This window comes from Rhizobium viscosum (genome assembly GCF_014873945.1).
Classification (GTDB): domain Bacteria; phylum Pseudomonadota; class Alphaproteobacteria; order Rhizobiales; family Rhizobiaceae; genus Rhizobium; species Rhizobium viscosum.
This window is the reverse complement of sequence record NZ_JADBEC010000002.1, coordinates 722,594-743,366: the sequence shown is the minus strand read 5'-3', so window position 1 is coordinate 743,366 and position 20,773 is coordinate 722,594. Positions and strand designations below refer to the sequence as shown.

At 61.5% G+C, this 20,773-nt stretch carries 14 protein-coding genes; 10 read left to right on the top strand and 4 right to left on the bottom strand.

Going from position 1 to position 20,773, the window contains the following annotated elements; genetic code table 11:
- Positions 1–2: 2 nt before the first annotated feature.
- Together H4W29_RS24275 and H4W29_RS24270 are read right to left on the bottom strand one after the other, a co-directional pair.
- Entirely contained in the window at positions 3–1,745 is a 1,743-nt protein-coding gene (locus H4W29_RS24275; RefSeq protein WP_192731406.1) for a GH116 family glycosyl hydrolase, read from the bottom strand.
- Positions 1,742–2,662 (bottom strand): ROK family protein, encoded by a 921-nt coding sequence (locus H4W29_RS24270; RefSeq protein ID WP_192731405.1) that lies wholly within the window; start codon positions 2,660–2,662, stop codon positions 1,742–1,744. Before H4W29_RS24270 ends, H4W29_RS24275 begins: the two co-directional genes overlap by 4 nt.
- A gap of 240 nt (positions 2,663–2,902) precedes the next feature.
- On the opposite strand from H4W29_RS24270, the gene H4W29_RS24265 reads away from it, so the two are divergent.
- The 9 genes from H4W29_RS24265 (at position 2,903) to H4W29_RS24225 (ending at position 18,300) form a co-directional block, all read left to right on the top strand.
- Positions 2,903–4,105 carry an ROK family transcriptional regulator gene (locus H4W29_RS24265; RefSeq protein WP_192731404.1) on the top strand — a complete coding sequence of 401 codons (1,203 nt, stop codon included), beginning with the start codon at positions 2,903–2,905 and terminating at the stop codon, positions 4,103–4,105.
- Positions 4,106–4,436: 331 nt separating this feature from the next.
- Positions 4,437–5,585, top strand: coding sequence for an ABC transporter ATP-binding protein (locus H4W29_RS24260; RefSeq protein ID WP_192731403.1), 1,149 nt, complete (start codon positions 4,437–4,439; stop codon positions 5,583–5,585).
- Positions 5,586–5,950: 365 nt separating this feature from the next.
- Positions 5,951–7,336 carry an NADH:flavin oxidoreductase gene (locus H4W29_RS24255; RefSeq protein ID WP_192731402.1) on the top strand — a complete coding sequence of 462 codons (1,386 nt, stop codon included), beginning with the start codon at positions 5,951–5,953 and terminating at the stop codon, positions 7,334–7,336.
- Positions 7,337–7,370: 34 nt separating this feature from the next.
- Positions 7,371–8,897, top strand: coding sequence for a c-type cytochrome (locus tag H4W29_RS24250; RefSeq protein ID WP_192731401.1), 1,527 nt, complete (start codon positions 7,371–7,373; stop codon positions 8,895–8,897).
- On the top strand, positions 8,894–9,325 hold the full coding sequence (locus tag H4W29_RS24245) for a hypothetical protein (protein WP_192731400.1): 432 nt from the start codon (positions 8,894–8,896) through the stop codon (positions 9,323–9,325). The genes H4W29_RS24250 and H4W29_RS24245 overlap by 4 nt, the downstream gene beginning before the upstream one ends.
- Complete coding sequence (locus tag H4W29_RS24240) at positions 9,322–10,797, top strand: c-type cytochrome (RefSeq protein ID WP_192731399.1); 1,476 nt, start codon at positions 9,322–9,324, stop codon at positions 10,795–10,797. Before H4W29_RS24245 ends, H4W29_RS24240 begins: the two co-directional genes overlap by 4 nt.
- Positions 10,798–10,813: 16 nt before the next feature.
- Positions 10,814–13,603 carry a hypothetical protein gene (locus tag H4W29_RS24235; protein WP_192731398.1) on the top strand — a complete coding sequence of 930 codons (2,790 nt, stop codon included), beginning with the start codon at positions 10,814–10,816 and terminating at the stop codon, positions 13,601–13,603.
- A 2-nt stretch (positions 13,604–13,605) separates the two neighbouring features.
- Positions 13,606–15,393, top strand: a complete 1,788-nt coding sequence (locus H4W29_RS24230; protein ID WP_192731397.1) for a GMC family oxidoreductase — start codon at positions 13,606–13,608, stop codon at positions 15,391–15,393.
- Between the two features lie 12 nt (positions 15,394–15,405).
- Positions 15,406–18,300 (top strand): patatin-like phospholipase family protein, encoded by a 2,895-nt coding sequence (locus H4W29_RS24225; RefSeq protein ID WP_192731396.1) that lies wholly within the window; start codon positions 15,406–15,408, stop codon positions 18,298–18,300.
- 246 nt (positions 18,301–18,546) lie between these two features.
- Here H4W29_RS24225 and H4W29_RS24220 read toward each other — a convergent pair whose 3' ends face one another.
- Together H4W29_RS24220 and H4W29_RS24215 are read right to left on the bottom strand one after the other, a co-directional pair.
- Entirely contained in the window at positions 18,547–19,818 is a 1,272-nt protein-coding gene (locus tag H4W29_RS24220) for an RNA polymerase sigma factor (RefSeq protein WP_192731395.1), read from the bottom strand.
- Between the two features lie 31 nt (positions 19,819–19,849).
- A complete protein-coding gene (locus tag H4W29_RS24215) occupies positions 19,850–20,242 on the bottom strand; it encodes a YciI family protein (protein WP_192731394.1) in 393 nt (130 codons plus the stop codon).
- Positions 20,243–20,452: 210 nt separating this feature from the next.
- Here H4W29_RS24215 and H4W29_RS24210 point away from each other — a divergent pair, with 210 nt between their 5' ends.
- Positions 20,453–20,674, top strand: a complete 222-nt coding sequence (locus tag H4W29_RS24210) for a hypothetical protein (RefSeq protein ID WP_192731393.1) — start codon at positions 20,453–20,455, stop codon at positions 20,672–20,674.
- The last annotated feature ends 99 nt before the right edge of the window (positions 20,675–20,773 follow it).

Below are 20,773 nucleotides of genomic sequence, written 5' to 3'. Positions count from 1 at the left end.
CTCTAGCGGATCGCGGCCGGCAGCTTATCCTTGTAGGCGAGCGCCGCGGCAGCCGGCATGCTGCTCCATCCCTGAAGCAGCGAACCGCGCCCCCAGGGTGGCGAGAAATATTCGACCGCTCCCATCCAGCCCTCTTCGAGGCAGGTCTTCCACCAGCGCAGGAGCGGGTAATCCGCGCCGTCCAGGCCGTAGGCAAGCCGTTGCTCGGCATAGAGCCCCGAAAGATAGGGCCAGTCCGAGCCATTGTGGTAGCGATAGGCGAAATAGGATTTCTCGCGCGTATCCTTGGGGCGCTTGAACGGCGGATAGGCGCAAAGCACGCCCCAGTCTCCGTAAGGCTGCTCGCCATTGTTGCGACTTTCCAGGATCTCCTGGACCTTGGCGAGAACGCCTTTTGCTCGCTCGGGAGAAACCGCCTTGAAGCGAAGCAGCGTCAGGCTGTCGAGCGTCAGATGGTCTTCGACGAAATCTGCCTTTGTCCCGTAGTCCGCGTAAGTGCCGCCCGGTTGCAGAAGCGCCTCGTCCAGCGAGGCACGCGCCTTTTGCGCCACCGCTGCCGCCTTCGACGCAAAGGCTTTGTCGAGCGCGGCGCCGTGCTTTGCGATGACGTCGAGGGCGCCGATCCACAGGCCGAGATCATAGGCCACATAACCGTGGCGATAGACATTGTCGGCCCAATCGCGGTCGTGCCGCGGCTTGATCGGCAAACCTGTTCCAGTCTCGTCGAAGCTGCAGTAACGATTGAAGATCGCCACCACCTTATCCCAGTAGAGGGAAAGCGGCGAGCTATCGCCGGTCGCATTGATATAGTCGCCGATCGTCAGAATGAAAAAGAGCGGGCTGTCGAAATGATCGCTCCACCAGTCGCCGGGTCGAAGGTGCTCTTCCTTGATCCGTGGATCTGTGAGGCGCACCTTTTCCCATTCCTCGGCCTGTCCTCGTCCTGTCAGGATGACGCCGCTCGGCGCTTCGCCGCTGTCCTGCACGCCTCGTGCAAGAAGATCGATCTGGGCGCGGACGGCTTCCGGTTCCCGATCCAGGAGAGCCTGAAGTGTCCAATAGCCGTCCCGGTAATAGGTGCGGGCCGGCGCGCTGTAGGCCTGTCCGGCGGCGAGGCCGGCAAAGGCGCCGTGCTCGTCTCGCCTTATGCTGGAAAGAGCGGCGTGCAGGCTTTGCGAGATCATGCTGCGCATCAGGGCAGGCGCCTCCGACATCGCATCGCAACGCGTGACGTAGGCATTGGCCTCGGCAATCACTTTCGCCTGGTCGAGATCGAGTGCTGCAAGTGCTTCTTCGATCGTCGCGCCGGCGGTCACGAAAACGCCGTCCGGCCTTTGCTCTGCGATGGCGACGCCCCAGCCGGTGCGGGCAATGCGGCGTCCCTCTTGCCGTTCGATGGGTTCGCGCTTCGCAGTCGTACCCCACCATGCGCAGCGCCGGGCAGGGATGAAGGTCCGCAGCTTTGCACCCTTCAAGAAGAGCGCCGGTGCCGACTGCGCCACGTAAAGCCCTCCGCCATGCGCTTCCACGCGGTTCGGCGCATAGGTGAAAGGGGCGCTCCAGCCGGTGAACGTCAGATTGACCAACTTACCGGCGCCCCATAGCGAAAGCTCGATCCTGCCTTCCGGCCGACAATCGCCCTGCAGGCGCGGGGCCATGAACGGCAGAAGCACCGGTGTCGTGGAACGAAGCTGTCCGTCATCAAGCGGTATCAGAACTTGCGATTTTGATTGCGCGACGCTCATCGGACGGCTTCCTGTTTTTCTGCATTCTCAATTGCCGCGAGGTCGGTCAGGCCGAGCATGAGAGCTCCCAGCATCCCGGCTTCAGGGCCGATCCCAGTTGCCTCTATGCGTGTTTCAAACGGCAGCAACATCGACATGTGACGCGTGACGGCATCGACAAACTCGCGGCGCGAGCCGATGCCCCCACCCAGCACGATGAGGGTGGGATCGAAGAGAGCCTGCACGGCGGCCAGGCCGACCGAGGCCGATTTCGCGAGCGTTTCGATGGCAGCGACAGCTTGCTCGTCTCCAGCCACAGCGCGAGCGAATATTTCGGCGACTGGCAGGGTGCCATCGCCATAGAGGCTGCGCACTGCAGGCGAATCAACCTGATCCTCGAAGAGACCGGCGCGTGCCTGCAGCGCCGTCTGATGAGGATTGGGACCTAACGGAAGAAAACCCAGTTCACCTGCTCGTCCGTGCTGGCCGCGAAAGAGCTTTCCACCGATAACCAGCCCCATGCCGACACCGGTTCCGAAGGCGATAAATGCAAGCGAGTCCTGATCCTGTCCTTTGCCAAGTGTGGCTTCGGCAAATGCCGCGAGGTTCACGTCGTTCTCAACCACGACGGGGGCTGGAAGGGCACGTGCGAGCAACGTGGCGAGCGGCTGGTCGGCCGGGATGGCCAGGTGAGGGGAGAGCGAAGCAAGCCCCGTCAGTGGCGATACCGCGCCCGGCACACCGACAACAGCCTTGCGCAATGGGCCTCGATCGCGATTGTCCTGTACGAGGGACAAAATCATCCGAGGAATTTGCCGCAATACAGGGGCACCAGCGCCGTGTTCGGTCGGCTCTTCGGCCTTTGCCAGAATACGCCCCTGCAAGTCGGCAAGCCCCACCAGGACCTTCGTACCGCCGAGGTCGACACCGGCGACCATGCCTTCAGATCCGCCCGCTTCGTCCGAGCGACGGGTGATTTTTGCCCGTCGCAAGCCAGACGCAATGGTTGAAATATTTGACAATTGCAGTCCTTTTGCGATATTTGTTCGGCAGGTTGACGAATTTATTATGGCCGCGCTCGCGGACTGTCAACAAGCAGTTTGAAATCGGCGGGCTTTCATGGAAAAAGCAGAACACCGATACAACGATGAAGACGGATCTGGCGGGGTAGCTAGACGATGGTATTGACCGAAAACGCGCCTCCCGTGCTGCGACAGATCTCCGTGCGCGCAGTCATGGACGTGCTGCTCCATGCCGGCCCCACCTCGCGAGCCGAGCTTTCAAAGATCACCGGCCTTTCAAAGCAGACGATGTCCGAGGTCATCAGGGCGCTGGAGGAAGCTGGGTGGGTTCGAGAAAAGGGCGTCACGAGCGGGCGTATCGGCCGCACGGCCATCACCTATGAGGTCAACGGGGATGCCGGCTATGCTGTCGGTATCGACATGGGTGCAACGACGACGCGCATCGTGCTGGGCAATATCGTCGGGAGTGTTGTCGGCGAAATCGAGTATCCATCCGACCGTCGCGGCGGCTATCATCTGATCGACCAGGTCGAGGCGATGCTGTCGGAGATGCTTGCAAAGATGAGCATCGCCAGGGAGTTCGTGCTCGTGGCGGCGATAGCAACACCGGGGGTCGTCGATCCTGCGACGGGTGCGCTCTCGATGGCGCCGAATCTCGCCGATATCGCCGATATCGATATCGGCAGGACGCTCAGCCAAAGGCTTGGCTGTCCCGTTGTCCTGGAAAACGACGTCAACGCAGCCGTAATCGGTGAGTCCTGGCAGGGATGCGCGACCGCTATCGATACCGTGGCCTTCATTTCGCTCGGGACCGGCATCGGGCTTGGTGTGCTTCAGGACGGTAAGCTGATGCGCGGCGCAAACGGAGCGGGAGGCGAGATTTCCTACATGCCGTTTGGCGCCGATCCCTATACGAAAGACAGTCTTGAAAGGGGCGCGCTGGAATGCGCGATAGCGGCCCGGGGAATTAGTGAGCTTTACGAGCGTTCGGGAGGCGTGAAGGATACCTCGGTCCGGGACATCCTGGCACTCGCCGAAGAGAAAGACCCGATCGCGGTCGAAGTGATCGGGAAAGTGTCGGACATTGCCGCGCTGCTTGTCGTCTCCGTGAATGCGATCGTTGATCCGAAGGTCGTCGTTCTCGGCGGCAGTATCGGTCGCCACCCCCTGATTGCCGAGGGCGTTCGGCGAGGTATCGTGAAAGCGAGCCGCCGTGCCATCGATGTCAAGGCAAGTGTTCTTGGCGGTCGGGCAACGCTGGTAGGGGCCCTCGCAATTGGGCTGAACCACGTTCACAACCTGCTTTTCTCTCCCCAGACTCTGCCGGAACAGCGGCGCTTGCCGCCACCGCCGCTTTGATTGTCACATAGTCCATCACGCGACGCTCGCGGCACCGGAGTGGCGAGGCGCAATGACGATCTCGCCACCGATGAAGGTGATATCGTAAAGGCCAGATAGCCGAGAAGAATGACCGCTGGAAACCGCGCCGGCACGCGCCGTCATGGGATGGATTTATTGAAAATCCTGCCTGCAGGCGGAGGAAACTGACGATCGCCAAAACAGAAAATTACGTTCGTCATCTTGACGAACTAATTACTTCCACGCAGACTGCGCGAAATATGAGGGAGGACATCCGACTGCCTCGTGTGCCCGTGGCTGCCTTCGGAAGGAACGTCAAAGGAATGGATTCATGGCCGGTCTGAAGTTGAACGATATCAGGAAGAGCTTCGGCCATCATTCGATTCTCCATGGTGTCGATCTCGATGTGGGCGAGGGCGAATTCGTCGTGTTGGTCGGCCCATCAGGGTGCGGCAAGTCCACATTGCTTCGCCTGATCGCCGGCCTGGAAAGTGTAAGCGGGGGAAAGATCATCATCGGCGACGATGATGTGACGGCATCGCCTCCGGGGGATCGTGGGATCGCGATGGTTTTCCAATCCTATGCGTTGTATCCCCATATGACCGTTGCCAAGAATCTGTCTTTCGGCCTCGAAAACCTCACGATGAGCCGGGCCGAAATCGATCGGCGCGTGACCGAGGCGGCAAGAATGCTCGCCATTGAGCCTCTCCTCGATCGACGCCCGAAACAGCTCTCTGGGGGGCAGCGGCAGCGCGTGGCGATCGGGCGTGCGATTGTCAGGAACCCCAAGCTCTTCCTGTTCGATGAACCGCTGTCCAATCTGGATGCTGCACTTCGCGTCCAGACACGCGGCGAGATCAGCCGGCTCCACAAGCGGCTCGGCGCCACCATGATCTATGTGACGCATGATCAGGTCGAGGCCATGACGATGGCGGACCGTATCGTCGTCCTCAATGCCGGACATGTCGAGCAGGTCGGTACTCCGTTGGAACTGTTCGAAGCCCCCGCCAACAAGTTTGTCGCGGGTTTCATCGGCTCGCCGCAGATGAACTTCTTCGATGGAGTGCTTGCCGGGGCCGGTCCGGATCATGTTATCGTCGACGTGCCGGGTTTCGGCCGCCTGGACATTCCGGCGCAGCAGGGAGAGGCGAGCATCGGAGAAGCTGTGATCCTCGGCGTCCGGCCGAGCCATTTCGAACTCGCCAAGGGCGATGGCGCCGACGGTTATCCGATCCGCTTCGAAGTCGACTACGCCGAGAGCATCGGCACGGATACCTATGTGTATGGCATGGTGGAGGGCAGCGGGACTGCAACGATCGTCCACCTTCCTGATCATGTCGCGATCAAGGATCGCGCAGTCCTGCAGCTTGCGGTACGGTCTGCGCGCCTTCATCTCTTTCGAGCCAAGACCGGCAGTTCCATCACAAAACCGCCTGTCGGCGCCGCGACTGTCGTTCATGCGGACGACGTCGAGGCCTGAAGCGTCCTGCCGTCGCTGAGGCTGCGCCGATGAAGCGACCGGCGGATCGTTGCAATTCTATCCTCGAGGGGATCGGCGATTGACCGCTTGGATGCACCTATAAATTGCTGGAACCCTTGCGGCGGTGCGCCGCCTGCTGATCATCACCGGTACGACCAATAAGATGAGTACGAACATCGGCGGGTTCGTACGCTGATAGTTGCATGCGACTTGCCGCGTAAAGCTGTGCATGTTCCCGAAATTCGTTTGCAAACCACATTAAATTGCATTAGCTTTCAATACACTAGAAAGTTATAACTTTAGCATTGCATATCGGCTTTTACTTCCTCTTCCGTTGCCTCGGCACGTCATCCGGATAGGCCTTCATGCATCCAGACAGTCAATACATCCACGCCGACAATGCGGCGCTCATTTTCGATGAGCTGAAGTTTCGATCGCTGACGGTGAAGAACCGTCTTTTCCGATCCAATATATCCGGTCAGTTCGACGACTATAACGGTCACGGCGGGAATGCCCGGCTGAACTGGGAGGAGAAGTTCGCACGCGGCGGGATCGGCTGCATCATTTCCTCCTTTACGCCGGTCTCCGTGCGTGGCCGCATCCTCGTGCGTTACGCGATGATCGACGACGACGATAAGATCCCCTTCTGGCGGGAAGTCGGCCGCCGCGTCCATGGCCATGACTGTCGGTTCATCATGCAGCTCAGCCATTCCGGCCGCCAGCAGGACATGGGCGGCGTCGAGAACCTGTTCAACAAGGGCCTGAGTTCGACCGATAAGAGCGACTACTTCCACGGGCTGCTCGCCCAGGCGATGACGAAGCCCGAAATCGCGGAAGTGGTGGAGCAGTTCGCGCAAGGGGCGCGGCGCGCACGGGAGGCGGGGCTCGACGGTGTCGAGCTTCACGGCGCCAACGGCTATCTGCTGACGCAGTTCCTGAGTTCCGGCATCAACGACCGGACGGATGAATATGGCGGCGGCTGGGAGGGCAGGGCGCGTTTCGTGCTCGAGATAGTCAGGGCGATCCGGCGCGAGGTCGGCCAGGACTTTCACCTGCAGATGAAGATCAACGGTGTTGACCACAATGACTGGCTCTATCCCTGGATCAAGAAGGGCAACACGCTCGACGAGACCGTCAAGATCTGCACGATGCTGCTCGACGGCGGCAAGGGCGTCGACTCCTTCCATATTTCGAGCGGCTCGACATTTCCGCATCCGCGCAATCCGGCCGGCGACCTGCCGCTGAACGACCTGCATCGCTGGTACGACGGCATGCTCTCGCAAGGCACGCGGGCGCCGATGAATTATGCGATCTTTTCCAATCCCCTGCTGGGGCGTGCCTTCCAGGCGCTCTGGCGCTGGCGCAGGGGCAAGGTCATCGAGGGCATCAATCTCGATTATGCGCGCGCGGTTTCCGAAGCGATTGGCAAGATCGATCCTGCTATCAAGGTGCTCTGTACCGGCGGGTTCCAGCATGCCGACAGGATCGCCGAGGCCATCCGCTCGAAAGCCTGCGACGGCGTCACCATGGCCCGCCCGCTGGTCGCCAACAACGATCTGCCGAAGATCCTCGCCGAGGCCAATGGCCCGGAGAAGGAATGCACCTACTGCAACAAGTGTCTGCTCAACGATCTCGAAAACCCGCTCGGCTGTTACGATCTCAGCCGGTTTGACGGAGCGAGCTTCGAGGATCGCTACGACAAGATGATCAAGCAGGTCATGTCGGTTTTCGAGCCGCCGACCTTCCATTGAGACGTGCCATTGCTCGCGCATTCGGAGGGGATCCATGAGCAGCGACAACGACCGCAAGACACCTGTCGAGATCGCCGTCGCCCGCCATCGCCGCTGGTGGCTGGCGGTCGTCGTGATGCTGTTGCTCGCGCTCGTCTATTACTTGGTGTTCGTCAACCAGTATGTTGTCGCCTTCAAAAGCCAGAGCGAGCATTTCATGCACGGCTCGATCGGCAGTGAAACGGCGACGGGACCGCCTTACTGGGTCTTCAAGGCCTTGCCGGTCATGTATGCCGACAAGCTCGGGCCGGAGGGCTGGGCCCGCTTCGGCTTCCTCTACGAAAAGCCGGGCGACGACCTTCCGATCGGGGTGTCGCGCCGTGTGGTCTCAGGCGTCGAGCGGGTCTGGCTCAATTGTTCCGTCTGCCATGTCGGCACCTATCGTCTTTCCGGCGATCCGGTCCGCCACCTCATTGCCGGCGCGCCGTCCAACAATCTGCGCCTGCAGGAATTCATCCGTTTCTTCATCGACGTCGGACGCGATCCCGGCTTCACGGCCAACACGCTGATTGCGACGATCGATAGCCCCAAGGTAGGCGGCGACCTCAATGTCTTCGAGCGGCTGATCTATCGCTACGTGGTCTTTCCCAGGGTCAAGAGCGCCTTCCTCGACCTCGGCACCCAGCTCGATTTCGTCAAGCGGCAGGAGGATTGGGGGCCGGGCCGCGTGGACACATTCAATCCCTACAAGGCGCTGCAGTTCAACTTTCCCATGGACGAGGCCCATATCAGTGGTGCTGCGCTGAACGGCTCTTCCGACTATCCCGCCATCTGGCGCCAGCGTCCGCGCGAGGGCATGAACCTCCATTGGGATGGCAACAATGATTCCGTCGCCGAACGAAACCTGAGCGCCGCACTCGGCGCCGGCGTGACGCCCGTGACGGTCGACCGGGCATCGATCGCGCGCATCGAGGACTGGATGTGGGATCTGCCTTCGCCGCCGTTCCCCGTCGCTGCCAAGATCGATCCGGCGAAGGCGGCAGAAGGCAAGATGCTGTTCATGCACTATTGCGCCGATTGCCACGGCTTCAAGGATGCGAACGACTACAGCTACGACAGGCAGCGTTTCACGCGCCTCGGCAAGACCGTTCCGCTCGCCGATATCGGCACCGATGCAGGACGCTGGACCTCCTACACGGCAAATTTCGCCGCCGAGCAGAACCTGCTCTATGCCGGATATCCCTGGCGCTTCAGCCGCTTCCACAAGACGGACGGTTATGCCAATCACCCGCTCGACGGCATCTGGGCGCGCTCGCCCTATCTGCACAACGGCTCGGTGCCGACCTTGCGCGATCTGCTCGAACCGAGCGCCAAGCGGCCATCCGTCTGGTTCCGCGGCAGCGACGAGTTCGATCTCGCCAAAGTGGGCTATCGCTCGGATCAGTCGGCCGGCGGTGACCTCTTTCGCTATGACACGACGCGACCGGGCAATGGCAATGCCGGTCACGAAGGATATCGCTACGGCACGGAGTTGCCGACCGCGGCAAAAGACGCCCTCGTCGAATATATGAAGACGCTATGACCCAGTCGCGATCGCTCAGCAAATGGAAGGCACGGCATGCGGTCCTCGTCTGGATCGGCATCCTTTTGAATTTCGCCTTCGTCCTGCCGCTTATCTTCTGTCCGGAATGGATACTCGGCCTCTTCGGCATCACCGTCAACCAGCTGATCTGGCCGCGATTTGCCGGACTGCTGCTCGGGATCCTGTCGATCTTCTACATTCCGGCGACGCTCGATATTGATCGTTACCGCGTCTTCGCCTGGCTCGCGGTTTTCCCTTCCCGCACGCTCGGCACGGTTTTCTTCTTTCTCGCCGTCTTCGTCTTCGACCAGCCGGTCGGCTATCTCGCCGGCGTCTTCCTCGACGGTTCGGTCGGCATTGCGACACTTTTCTGTCTTCTGCGCATTCTGCGGCTCGAACAGAACATCTCCGAAGGGAGACAGGCATGAGGCGCGTCTTCTGGAAATGGCTTTTTGCCGTTCTGGTCCTGCTCGTCATCAGCGCTTTTGCGCTGTTCTTCCTGCTCTTCCGGCCGGTCGCCCAGCCGAGGACAAACGATCTGGCTGAGGTCTTCAATCACGGTTCGATCGGCAATGAAGAGGCGCAGGGAATTCCCTACTGGATCTGGCGCGTCCTGCCGCAGCTCTTTCCCGAACATCTGCCGGCAAACGCGGACGGTTATGGCGCCTTCGGCCTCTATTGGCGCGCCGGCGACGAGGTTCCGGTCGGCTTATCAGTCAAGACGCTCGGCGTCATAGAGCGTGTTGCGCCGAACTGCGCCTTCTGCCACCAGGGCAGCTACCGGCTCCGTGCCGACGAGCCGGCGCGGCTGGTCGAGGCAGGCCCAGGAACGAGGGTCAATCCCCAGGCCTATATCCGCTTCCTGATCGATGTCGGCGCCGATCCGCGGTTTACCGCCGACCGGGTGATGACGGAAATCGGCAGGATCTACGACATGCCGGTCTGGGAACGGGCGCTCTATCGCTTCGTGCTGGTGCCGGCGACCCGGGCAGCCCTCCAGGAACAGGGCCGGCAGTTTGCCTGGATGAAGGATCGGCCGGACTGGGGGCCGGGCCGGATCGATCCTTTCAATCCGGTCAAGTTCCAGAACCTCCAACTTGCCGATGACCACACGATCGGCAATTCCGATATGATGCCGCTGTGGTCGCTTGCCGATCTCGCCGCCACCAATACGCGCCGTTTCTCGCTCCATTGGGACGGATTGCAGACCGATCTCTACGAGACGGTAGTCTCGGGCGCGATCGGCGACGGCATGACCTACAAATCCTATGGGGGAAGCGAAGAGGGTCTTCGCCGCATTATGGATTTCATCCGCCTGCAGGGGCCGCCGCCGTCACCGTTTTCTCCACTCAAGCCGGCAGGCGATCCGTATCATGTCGATGCGGCGGCAGTCGACGCCGGCCGTGCGATCTACACCGCGCAATGCGCCGTCTGCCATGATGCCAACGGCGCCCGCTACCGGACGCCGATCCCGATCGTCGAGCTCGGCACCGACCGCCATCGCCTGGATATGTGGACCCCCGCGGCCCGCGACCGCTATGCGGCTTACGAGCCGCGCTATGCATGGGGTTTTACCAACTTCCAGAAGACCGACGGTTATGTCGCCACAGGTCTTAGCGGCCTCTGGCTACGCGGTCCCTACCTGCATAATGGCAGCGTCCCGACATTGCAGGCCCTGCTGCTTCCGCCGGCCGAACGGCCGAGACAATTCTACCGCGGCTACGATCTTGTGGATGCCGACAATGGCGGCTTCGTGAGCATGCCGGATAAGGCGGGGGAGCAATACGGCACGCCCTACGATACGGGCCTTCCGGGCAACGGCAATGGCGGTCATCTCTGGGGCACGGATCTGCCGCCGGAGGCGAAGGAGCAACTGCTTTCCTATCTCAAGACACTTTGACCATCAGGAGGGGGCAATGGCAAACGTCAGACAGCGCATCGTGCGGTTTCTCGCCTGGACCGTGGCAGCCGTCGTCACGCTCGCCGTCATCGCCATTGCTGCGGTTGCGCTCATCGTCTGGTGGCTGATCGAGCCGGATGCGAGCCAGTTCGGCAATGTCGAGGATGAGGCAAAGACAGCGCATCGCAAGGTGGAGGAATTCCCTGGAGCCGGCGAGCCTTACTTCGCGGCAATGGACAAGGGCCTGCTCTTGCCGCCGGCAGCCGGCGCCGATTATCCCGACGAGATCAAGGAGGTCGCAACTGCCACCGGGCTCGATCCGGAGGCCGTCCGCAAGGCGGCGATCCGTGGACAGAACGCCTGGATCGTCTGGACCGGTGGCAACGACCGTTTCTGGGATTTCGCCGCCCGCGCGACGATCGGCTCCTTCGATCTCCTGAAGACCATCTCGTCCCATCCGACCATGGCCTATGGCCGCGACAACCGCTTCCGCTATCTCGGGCTGGTCAACGAACCCTGCTTCGACACCCCTGAGAGTGCTGATCCCGATCATTGGGGGCTGTGGATCGATCAGCGCAAAAAGGATTGTGCAGCCGACAGTTTCGGCGGCAATGCCGAGGCGGATGCCCGCTATCCCGGTGTGCAGATCGGCTCGCGCGGCACCACGGTCAAGGTGAAGGACGAAGAGAAGAAGATCCCGGTCGGTTCCTATTACGGCGAACCGACAGGCGTGATTGGTCTGCGTCTTTTCCCCAATCCTGATTTCGACAGCAAGGCCGCCGAACATTGGGATGCGGTGCGCTACTACACCGATCCTTCCTATTACAACGACAAGGATCTTGTGCGTCCCTATCGCGTCGGCATGTCCTGCGCCTTCTGCCATGTCGGTCCCAATCCAATCAATCCGCCGAAGAATGTCGAGAGCCCGGAATTCCCTGAAATCTCGTCCAATCCCGGCGCCCAATATTTCTGGGTCGACCGCATTTTCTTCTGGAACACCAAGCCGCGCGCGGCGCCGGGAGAACCGGCCGAGAACGAGAGGAACTTCCTCTTCCAGCTGTTCCATACGAACCCGCCCGGTTCGCTCGATACCTCGCTGGTATCGAGCGATTACATGAACAACCCCCGAACGATGAACGCCGTCTACGACGTTCTGGAGCGGCTGCGCATCGGGGCGAAGACGGGCAAGGAAATCATCAAGGGGGACGAGAAGGACAACAAGCAGGCGCAGGACTATCCGCAGACCGCAGCCTTCGGTTCGCTCTACGACAAGGCAACCGGCACGGTCGCCTCGATGCGTGTTCTGAAGGACGGTGCCGATTCCGTCGGCACGCTCGGCGCACTCAATCGCGTCTATCTCAATATCGGCCTGTTCAGCGAAGAGTGGCTGCTGCATTTTCGCCCCTTCCTCGGCGGGCAAAAAATCTCGCCGATCCGTATCGCCGACGCCCAGAAGAACTCGGTCTACTGGCAGGCCACCGAGGCGATGACGCCTGACATGGCGATATTTTTCCTGGTCGCGGCCCGCGCCGATCACCTGAAGGACAACCCTGTCGGAGAAAAGGTGCTCGAAGCGCGTGATCCGGCTGAGGTCGACCGCGGCAAGATCGTCTTTGCCGAAAATTGCGCCGCCTGCCATTCGAGCAAGCAGCCGGTGCCGGCGCCCGATCTCGGCGTCGATCAGGGCATCTGCGCAGGCGGTGGGGCCGGCCCGCATTATCGCGAATGCTGGGACCGCTATTGGGCCTGGGCGCAGTCGGATGCCTTCAAGCGCGGCATGGTCAGGCTCGTCACCGAAAAGGATGCGGACGGAAGGGACTTCCTCGACGGCAACTACCTCTCCACGGAACGGCGCGTGCCGATGGATGTCGTGCGCACCAATGCCTGCAGCGCGATCGCCACGAACGGGCTTTCGGGCGACATCTGGGACAATTTCACCTCTTCCACCTACAAGTCGCTGCCGCCGCCGCATGAGGTTACGGTCAATCATCCGGTTTCGGGGGCGGCAATGCCGCTGCAGGCGGCGGGCAACGGGCGCGGCTATCTGAGGCCGCCATCGCTTGTCAGCCTCTGGTCGACCGCGCCCTTCCTGCTCAACAATTCGGTCGGCCACGAGGACAGCTATTACGGAACCGATTATTACAATCAGGACTATGCCCGCGGCTACGGCGCCGGTCGCGGCACCGCCTGCCCGGCGGCGGATGCCGGCGATCCCTATCTGCCCTGCGTCGAAAACAGGCTTGCCGTCTTCGACCGGTCCATCCGCCAGATGCTTTCGCCGCAGACGCGCCGCATGGATAAGATGACCGAGGCACCGGTGCCGGGTTATATCTACCGCACCAGCGCTCCCTCCTGCCTCATCGTGCCGGCGGGCTTCGTGCCCGACAAGATTAGGCCCTTTACCGGCGTGCTGAACAAGGTCGCCGGCTGGGCCTTCAAGAAGGATGGCTCGATCACCATCGGCCCGTTCCCGGCTGGCTTTCCGGTCAATGCGCTGACCAATACCGAGCTGCTGCCCGACAATGACGAGGAGGACAAGTTTGCCAATTACAAGCGCCTGATCGCCAACGGTCCGGCGCTGATCGGAGCCTTTGCCGAACTCGGCGGGCAGTGCACGCCGGAGGAGCTTGCCGATCCCGCCGTGCTCGCCAAGGCCGATAAGGTGGTGCGCGACACCAAGCTCGTCGACCGCCTGGTGGGCTTGAGCAAATGCCCCGACTATGTGGTCAATGGCGGGCACACGTTCGGCGCCGATCTGCCGCAATCGGACAAGAATGCCCTTATTTCCTATCTGAAGCAGTTCTGACGATGTCTGGCGCGCCGACCCACGATTATATCGTCATCGGCAGCGGCGCCGGCGGCGCCGTCGTCGCCGCGCGGCTCGCCGAACAAGGCCGGACGGTGCTCGTCATCGAAGCCGGCGGCGATCCGCTGGCGAAGACGGACGACAGTTCCGACATGCCGCTTGCCGATGCCTGTCGCGTGCCGGCCTTTCACGCCTTCGCCTCGGAACATCCCGGCATGGCCGAGAACCATTGGGTGCGCCACTACGAAAATCAGGAGATGCAGGAGCGCGACTGGCGCTACTCCAGGGAAAAGGACGGCGTGCTTTATCCGCGCGTGCGCGGGCTCGGCGGCTGCACCGCTCATCATGCGATGATCATCGTCCGGCCCAATCATTGCGACTGGAACCACATCTTTGCGATCACCGGCGACGAAAGCTGGAAGGCCTCGCATATGCAGGGCTATTTCGAGCGTATCGAGCGTTGCCGCTACCGCTTCTTCCTGTGGCGCTGGCTTGCCGCTGCTACCGGTCTTAATCCGACGGGGCACGGATGGTGGGGGTGGATGACGACGGAGCGGGCGCTGCCGCTCAGGGTCTTGCGCGACTGGCCGCTGTGGCGAGCACTCTTGCGCTGCGTCGGTGCTGCGGCCGATGCCTTCGGCAAGCGGGGTTCCGACTGGGAGACGACCGAGATCGACCCGAACGATAACCGCAACTGGAACGTCGGCGCTTGCGGCGTGCGCGTCACCCCGCTCGCAACGCGCCGCCACACCAGACACGGGCCGCGCGAACGGCTGCTCGAAGTGATGAAGCGGCATCCCGACCGCCTGACGCTTCGCCTGAACACCACGGTTACGCGGATCGAATTTGACGGCAAGCGGGCGGTGGCGGTTCGCTGCATCGACGGGGAGGGACGCGAGGAGGTCATTCGGGCCGGCCGCGAAATCATTCTGGCGGGCGGCACCTTCGCCTCGCCGCAGCTTCTGATGCTCTCCGGCATCGGCGATCCCGGCCATCTCGATGAGCACAAGATTACCGTCGTCGAGGCGCTTCCAGGCGTCGGGCGGAACCTGCAGGACCGCTACGAGGTCGGCGTTGTCAGCCGGGTGAACGAACCCTGGTCGGCTCTCAAGGGTGTCACCTATACGACCCGCGACGCCCATTACCGGCGATGGCGCAGATTCCGGATCGGCAACTATACGAGCAACGGCGTCATGTTTTCCCTGACGCTCAAATCCCGCGACATGCTGAGCGAACCGGACCTGCATTGCTTTTCGCTGCTGGCCGATTTTCGCGGTTATTATCCTGGCTATTCCGAGCGCATCCGCAAGCCGGATTACATGACCTGGGCGATCCTCAAGGCCTATACCGAAAACCAGGGCGGCATGATACGGCTGAGAAGCGTCGATCCCGCGGCCCACCCTGCCGTCGTCTTTCACTCCTTCTTCGAGGGAACCGGCAATTACGACCTCGATCTAGATGCCGTCGTCCATGCCATCCGTTTCGTCAGGAAGGTCAACGATGCGATGGACGACCTCATCGAAGAGGAGCCCGGTCGGCAGAACGAGAGCGACGAGGCGCTTCGCCGCTATGTCGCCGAAAACGCCTGGGGCCATCACGCCTGCGGCACCTGCGCCATTGGCCCCCGCGAAGGTGGCGGGGTGCTCGACAGCCGTTTCAGGGTGCACGGCATCGAAGGCCTGCGCGTCGTTGATGCTTCGGTCTTCCCCCGCATTCCCGGCTACTTCCTCGCCACGGCCGTCTACATGATCGCCGAGAAGGCGGCTGATGTCATTCTTGCCGACAACTGACGGAGCACGGCCATGAACGAACACCAGGTCCATCGGGAGGCCAGCATCTACAATTGGCTCGGCGAACGCGTCCGGCGCTTCGTTCGATGGTGGCGGAAATTCGATGCGTGGCTGAACCAGCCACTGCCGAAGGGGCGGGGCCTCGCCTGGCGATGGTTCGCCCCCGATGGTTATGCCTGGTTCGTGCCGGCGCTTGCGAGCATTCTGATCCTTGCCATGGCGCTCGGCCCGACCATCGAGATGCGCTGGGGCAATCTCGGCCTGCTCGCGATCGGTTTCGCGCTTCTTTTCCTGCTGCATGCGGCCGCATCCCGCCAGGCGCTCTTCAATCAGTATCTGCTGGCCGGACAACTCGTCATTCTTGCGGTCCTTGCCACGCTTCTCATCATCAATGCGCGCCCGGAAACCTATGGCATGATGACGGCGCGGCCCCGCCTGCATGTTGGTGTCGCGATCGTCTGCGCACTCGTCCTTGCGCTCCCGGCGGCTTGGCTGCTTGCATCGAGCATGTTCCGCTCCAATGCTGGCGGCGGGCTTGCTGACAGCCTGCCGAAAGTCGAACTCTTCCTGCCCAAGAACCGCTACGATTTCATGGGCCGCGGACCAATTGCCGCGCTGGCATCGGCCTTTACGATCGCTCCAATTCGCTATCCGGTCGAGCTGCTTCTGCCCGGATCGCTGTTCACGCTGTTCGTACCGGACCACTATCTCTGGTACGCTTTCCTGGTGACCGGTATTGCCGCATGGATCGCCCTTTTCCTCGGCATCCTGTTCGACCGGTTGATGGAAATCCTGCAGACGATCGGGCGTCTTTTCTTCATTGGCCCGCAGCGGGTCATCAGCGTTCTCGTCATTGTCGTCGCAGTGCTTCGCCTCGCCGACGTCCATTACATTACCTATCTCTTCAACGCCGGCTCCGAAGGCTACGGCAATACGACGCTCATGCGCTATATCGCCTTCGCCTATGCCGTCGCGTGGTACTATGCCTTCTGGTGCGATCACTTTGTCGCGCGCCGGCTCATGCGTCTTATGGACAGGGAGCGGCAGACGATCACTCCGGTCGAAATCGCTTATGACTATGAAGGCAGCGAGACCTTGAGCACGGTGCGCAACCAAGGCCGGACAATCGCGCTGCATGGCGCGGGGCGCCTGAAGGTCGAGGGCCGCTACGAGGATCAGTACCAGCGGCGGACCAAGGCTGCGTCTGACCGGGCGATCCAGTTCATGACGCCGGCGGACGTGCTCGCGCAGTTTCGCGCGCAACTGGAGCGCCTGCCCGCCGAGCAGGCTCCAACAGGAGACCTGCTTGCGAGCCTGCGTAATTTCCAGCGCTCGACGCTCGTCTATCCCGCCCTCGTGGGCGCCCTGGCCTATGGCCTGATCGGCGGTCCTGCCGTCTTCAGCTTCCTGAGGGCGATCCAGCCGCCTGAACTTGCGATCCACTCCGAACGGCATGTGGGCAAGCAGCCTGCATCATTCCTATTCGAAAGCGGCCGGCCCAATGGCGGCTGCGGTCCGCTCCAGCCCACAACGCCGAGAATTGCAGTTATCGCCTCCGGGGGTGGCACCCGTGCGGCGATCTACACGGCCTCGCTCCTGCGGGGGCTGGCCGAGCACGACCAGATCTGCAATGTCGTCCTGGTCAGTGGCGTCTCGGGCGGCAGCGCTGCGCTTGGCTATTTCGCGCTTCATGAGCAGGAGCTTCGCCGGCCGCGTGACAGCATGGATGTCAAGGCATGGGATGATTTTTCGCAAGCCATGGCGTTGCCCTTCATCGAACAGGTGATCGATGGTGCGAGCGACATGCGCTTTGCCTTCGGGCGCTGGCATTGGGCGTCCTCGGCCTGCCGTGAAGCTCAAAGGCCGAATGAGGACGTGACGGGCTGGATACCTGCGCGCTCGAGACTGGGTGCGATTCTGGCCGAATCCTTCGTCTGTCATATGGGTGCCGGGACGATGGAAGCGCCGTCCTTCGGCGTGATGCTCAACACCGCGATCGTCGGGTCTTTTTCCGATGACAGTTCCTCCTGCCAAGCCGATCGGAGCCTCTCACTTCCCGAGAGGGCGACACGCTGCCGCCAATTTCTGGATGCTGCCCAGGCGGGCGGACGGCTGGTGCTGACCAATCTAGCCGCACCTTCGTCTCCGCCGGACGACGGGTCGCTGCACATGCAACTCGTCACACTCGACAATGCAGACATGTCGATCGCGCGCGCCGCAGCCCTGAGCGCGAACTTTCCGCCGGTCTTTCCCGACGCTGCAATCGACATCGAAGCATCCGGCGCAGCAAGGACACGATACTGGGTGACCGATGGCGGAGCGGTAGAAAACCGTGGTGCCATGACGCTCTACTACGCCATCCGCGATGCGTTCCGCTCAGCGCCGCAATCACCGCAGGCATTGCCGCCGCTGCACGTCGTCATTGCCGATGTTTCGGCGCCGGCCGGTCGCTATAGCGAGAGCTTCGGTTTTGGCTCGGTGCTCGGTGCCGGGGGCCAGTTGGGCCTCGGCCTGGAGACGGAGCTTCGCTCGGCGATCGAGAAATTCTATTGCGATCATAATTCTGGAGTCAGCATCCACGAGATCACCATGCCGCGCGTTTTCCGGGACGGCGGAATCGGGACGCATTGGCTGCTTCCTAACTCACTCTCCTTTACCAACCCCGAGAACTTATCGGAGACCGAGATCCTGTCTGCCCGGGACGTTGAAACGCTGGTTCTGGCGCTGCACAGCGATGTCGCGGAAACCTATCAGGACGAGGCCGCAGCCAAGAAAGTCAAGCTCTGGGCTCAGCAGGATCACGTCGCAAAGCATGACGCGCGGTGGAAGGATCTTCTGGCCAGTCTCACGGGTGCGGGAGGCAAGCACGGTTGCCTGGACATTCCGGGAGGAATGACGGGGCAATAGAAAAGGCAAGCCGGTGTCGCTGGTCGTCACCAGCGACAATCACTTTTGTCCATACCGAAGGCATTGGTAGCGGAACGTGCTTTCGCGATGCGATTTCGGCCGTTGTGCGCCGTTCTATCATCGGCAGGCAACCCGAAATCAACTGGGCCTTGTTCTGAGGAAGACTTCTAAGCTCACCGGATCTTCCACCTCGCGCATCATCATCCGGGCAAGGACGTCAGCAAAAAGAGCCGCCTCTCAGCCGGATCAGCCCTTCGCTGCGGCGGCGGCTCCGCCAGCACGGCGCATGAGGAAATCGCGCTCCCTCTTATTTTCGGCAAGCGCGGCTGCGGCCTCAAAGGCTCGCCATGCTTCGTCGTATCGACCAAGCTTATAAAGCAGATCGCCGCGAACGCTGGGCAAAAGATGATAGTCCTTCAACGCAGGTTCATCGCGCAGGCTTTCCACGATGTCCAGTGCCGCCTCGGGGCCTTCGACCATGCCAACGGCCACCGCTCGATTGAGTTCGACGATCGGTGAATGCAGAAGCCCGGCAAGTTCCGCATAGAGATCGGCGATCCGTCTCCAATCGGTTTCATCTGCGGCCATCGCTTTTGCGTGACATGCTATGATCGCCGCCTGCAAGGCATAGATCCCGCCGGCACCGTCAAGCTCTTGGGCCCGCATCAACGCCTTCAATCCGCGCTGAATCTGCAACTGATCCCAGCGGCTGCGGTTTTGTTCGAGCAGCAGGATCGGATTGCCGGCAGCATCCGTCCGCGCCGCAGCACGGGACGCGTTCAGCTCCATCAAAGCCAGTAAAGCGTGCGCCTCCGGCTCCCGCGGCGCCACCGATGTTAAGACCCGGCCCAGCCGCAGTGCCTCATTGCACAATTGCAGACGAAACCAGTTGTCGCCGCGGGCGGCCGTGTAACCCTCGTTGAAGATCAGGTAGATGACCTCCAGCACCGAAGCGAGACGCTGCGACAGTTGCTCGCCATGCGGTGTCTCATAGGCCAGCCCCGATTCCGATAATGTCCTCTTGGCCCGGACGATGCGTTGGGCGATCGCCGCTTCCGTCACCAGAAATGCCCGGGCGATTTCTGATGTCGTCAGGCCGCAGATCATCCGCAAGGCCAGAGCCACACGCGCCTCGCGCGAGATCAGCGGATGGCACGCCGTGAATATCAGGCGCAGCATTTCATCGCCGATATCGTCATCCAGAGGAGTGTCTAGATCGGGCATGATCTGCTCTTCTTCCTCCATTTCCCGAATGATCATCTCGTGCTTCTGATCCAGCATCCGGCGACGACGCAAATGATCGAGCGCCCGACGCTTGGCAGTGGTCATGAGCCATGCACCGGGCCGCTCGGGGATTCCCGTCTTCGGCCATCGTTCCAGGGCTACAGTCAGCGTTTCCTGGGTAAGATCCTCGGCCAGCGGCACGTCGCGCAGCAATCGTGCCAGGCTGGTGATAAGCCGCGGCTGTTCGATCCGCCAGACGGCCAGGATCGTCTGATGGGTGCTGGCGACCGTCACGGCCGCCCGTCCCGATTACAGGTCGAAAGGATCATGCCCTTGCTTCGGCGAGCGGGTCGCAGATCCCCTCCGTACCCGGTTCAAAATAGGGGCGCACTTCACACGTGCCTTCCCAGCCGGGCATAAGATCCTTGTGCAACTGCATGAACTCGACCGCCAGCGCCACGGCCTCCTCCTTGCTTTGCAGCTCGAAGATCGCATAACCGCCGACGACCTCCTTGGCCTCGACGAAAGGCCCGTCGACGACACTCAACTTTCCATCCTGGATCGTGACGCGGGCACCCGTCGCCAGCGGCATCAGCCCTGCGGTGTCGAGCATGCGGCCGGCCTTGATTTCCCGATCGGCGAGCTTGCCCATCGCCTCGATAAGCTCGGGCGTCGGATGTGTCGATTCGGTGGACATAACAATAGACGTGAAACGCATGGGAATATTCCTCCGGTAGCGAGACGCCGGCACCATTGCCGCTAAACAAGCCCGCTCATATTGACAACGAAGCAGCCATTCGCAAATCGACAATAATCTCGAAAATTCGGATCAGAGCAGAGCGCCGGCAAATCATGACGCCACGTCGGAGGCTGGCCTTTCCTGGCGCGAGTGGGTAAATCCTCGCTGCTGATCACAGGAGCCCAGCACATGAACGACACAATCAAGATCGATAACCGCGGCGATTTCGGACTATGGGCAATCGAAATGGCCAAGCAGATCGTTAGCGACCAAGCCTTCGAGCTTGCAAGGGCAGCGCGGGACGGCACCGATGACGATGTTCGCCAAGCCGGAAACGCGCTGGGTCAGGCGATCACCAACGCGCTCATGGATGTCTATGATGGCCTTCTTGAGGGCGTGCCTGAGGAATGAACTGTCAGGCTCTGTTGAGCCTTAATTGTCACCCAATAAATGGCAGGTGCAACCTGGGATCTCTCTGCGGCCCAAACGGGGCCGCGGGACCATTGCTTG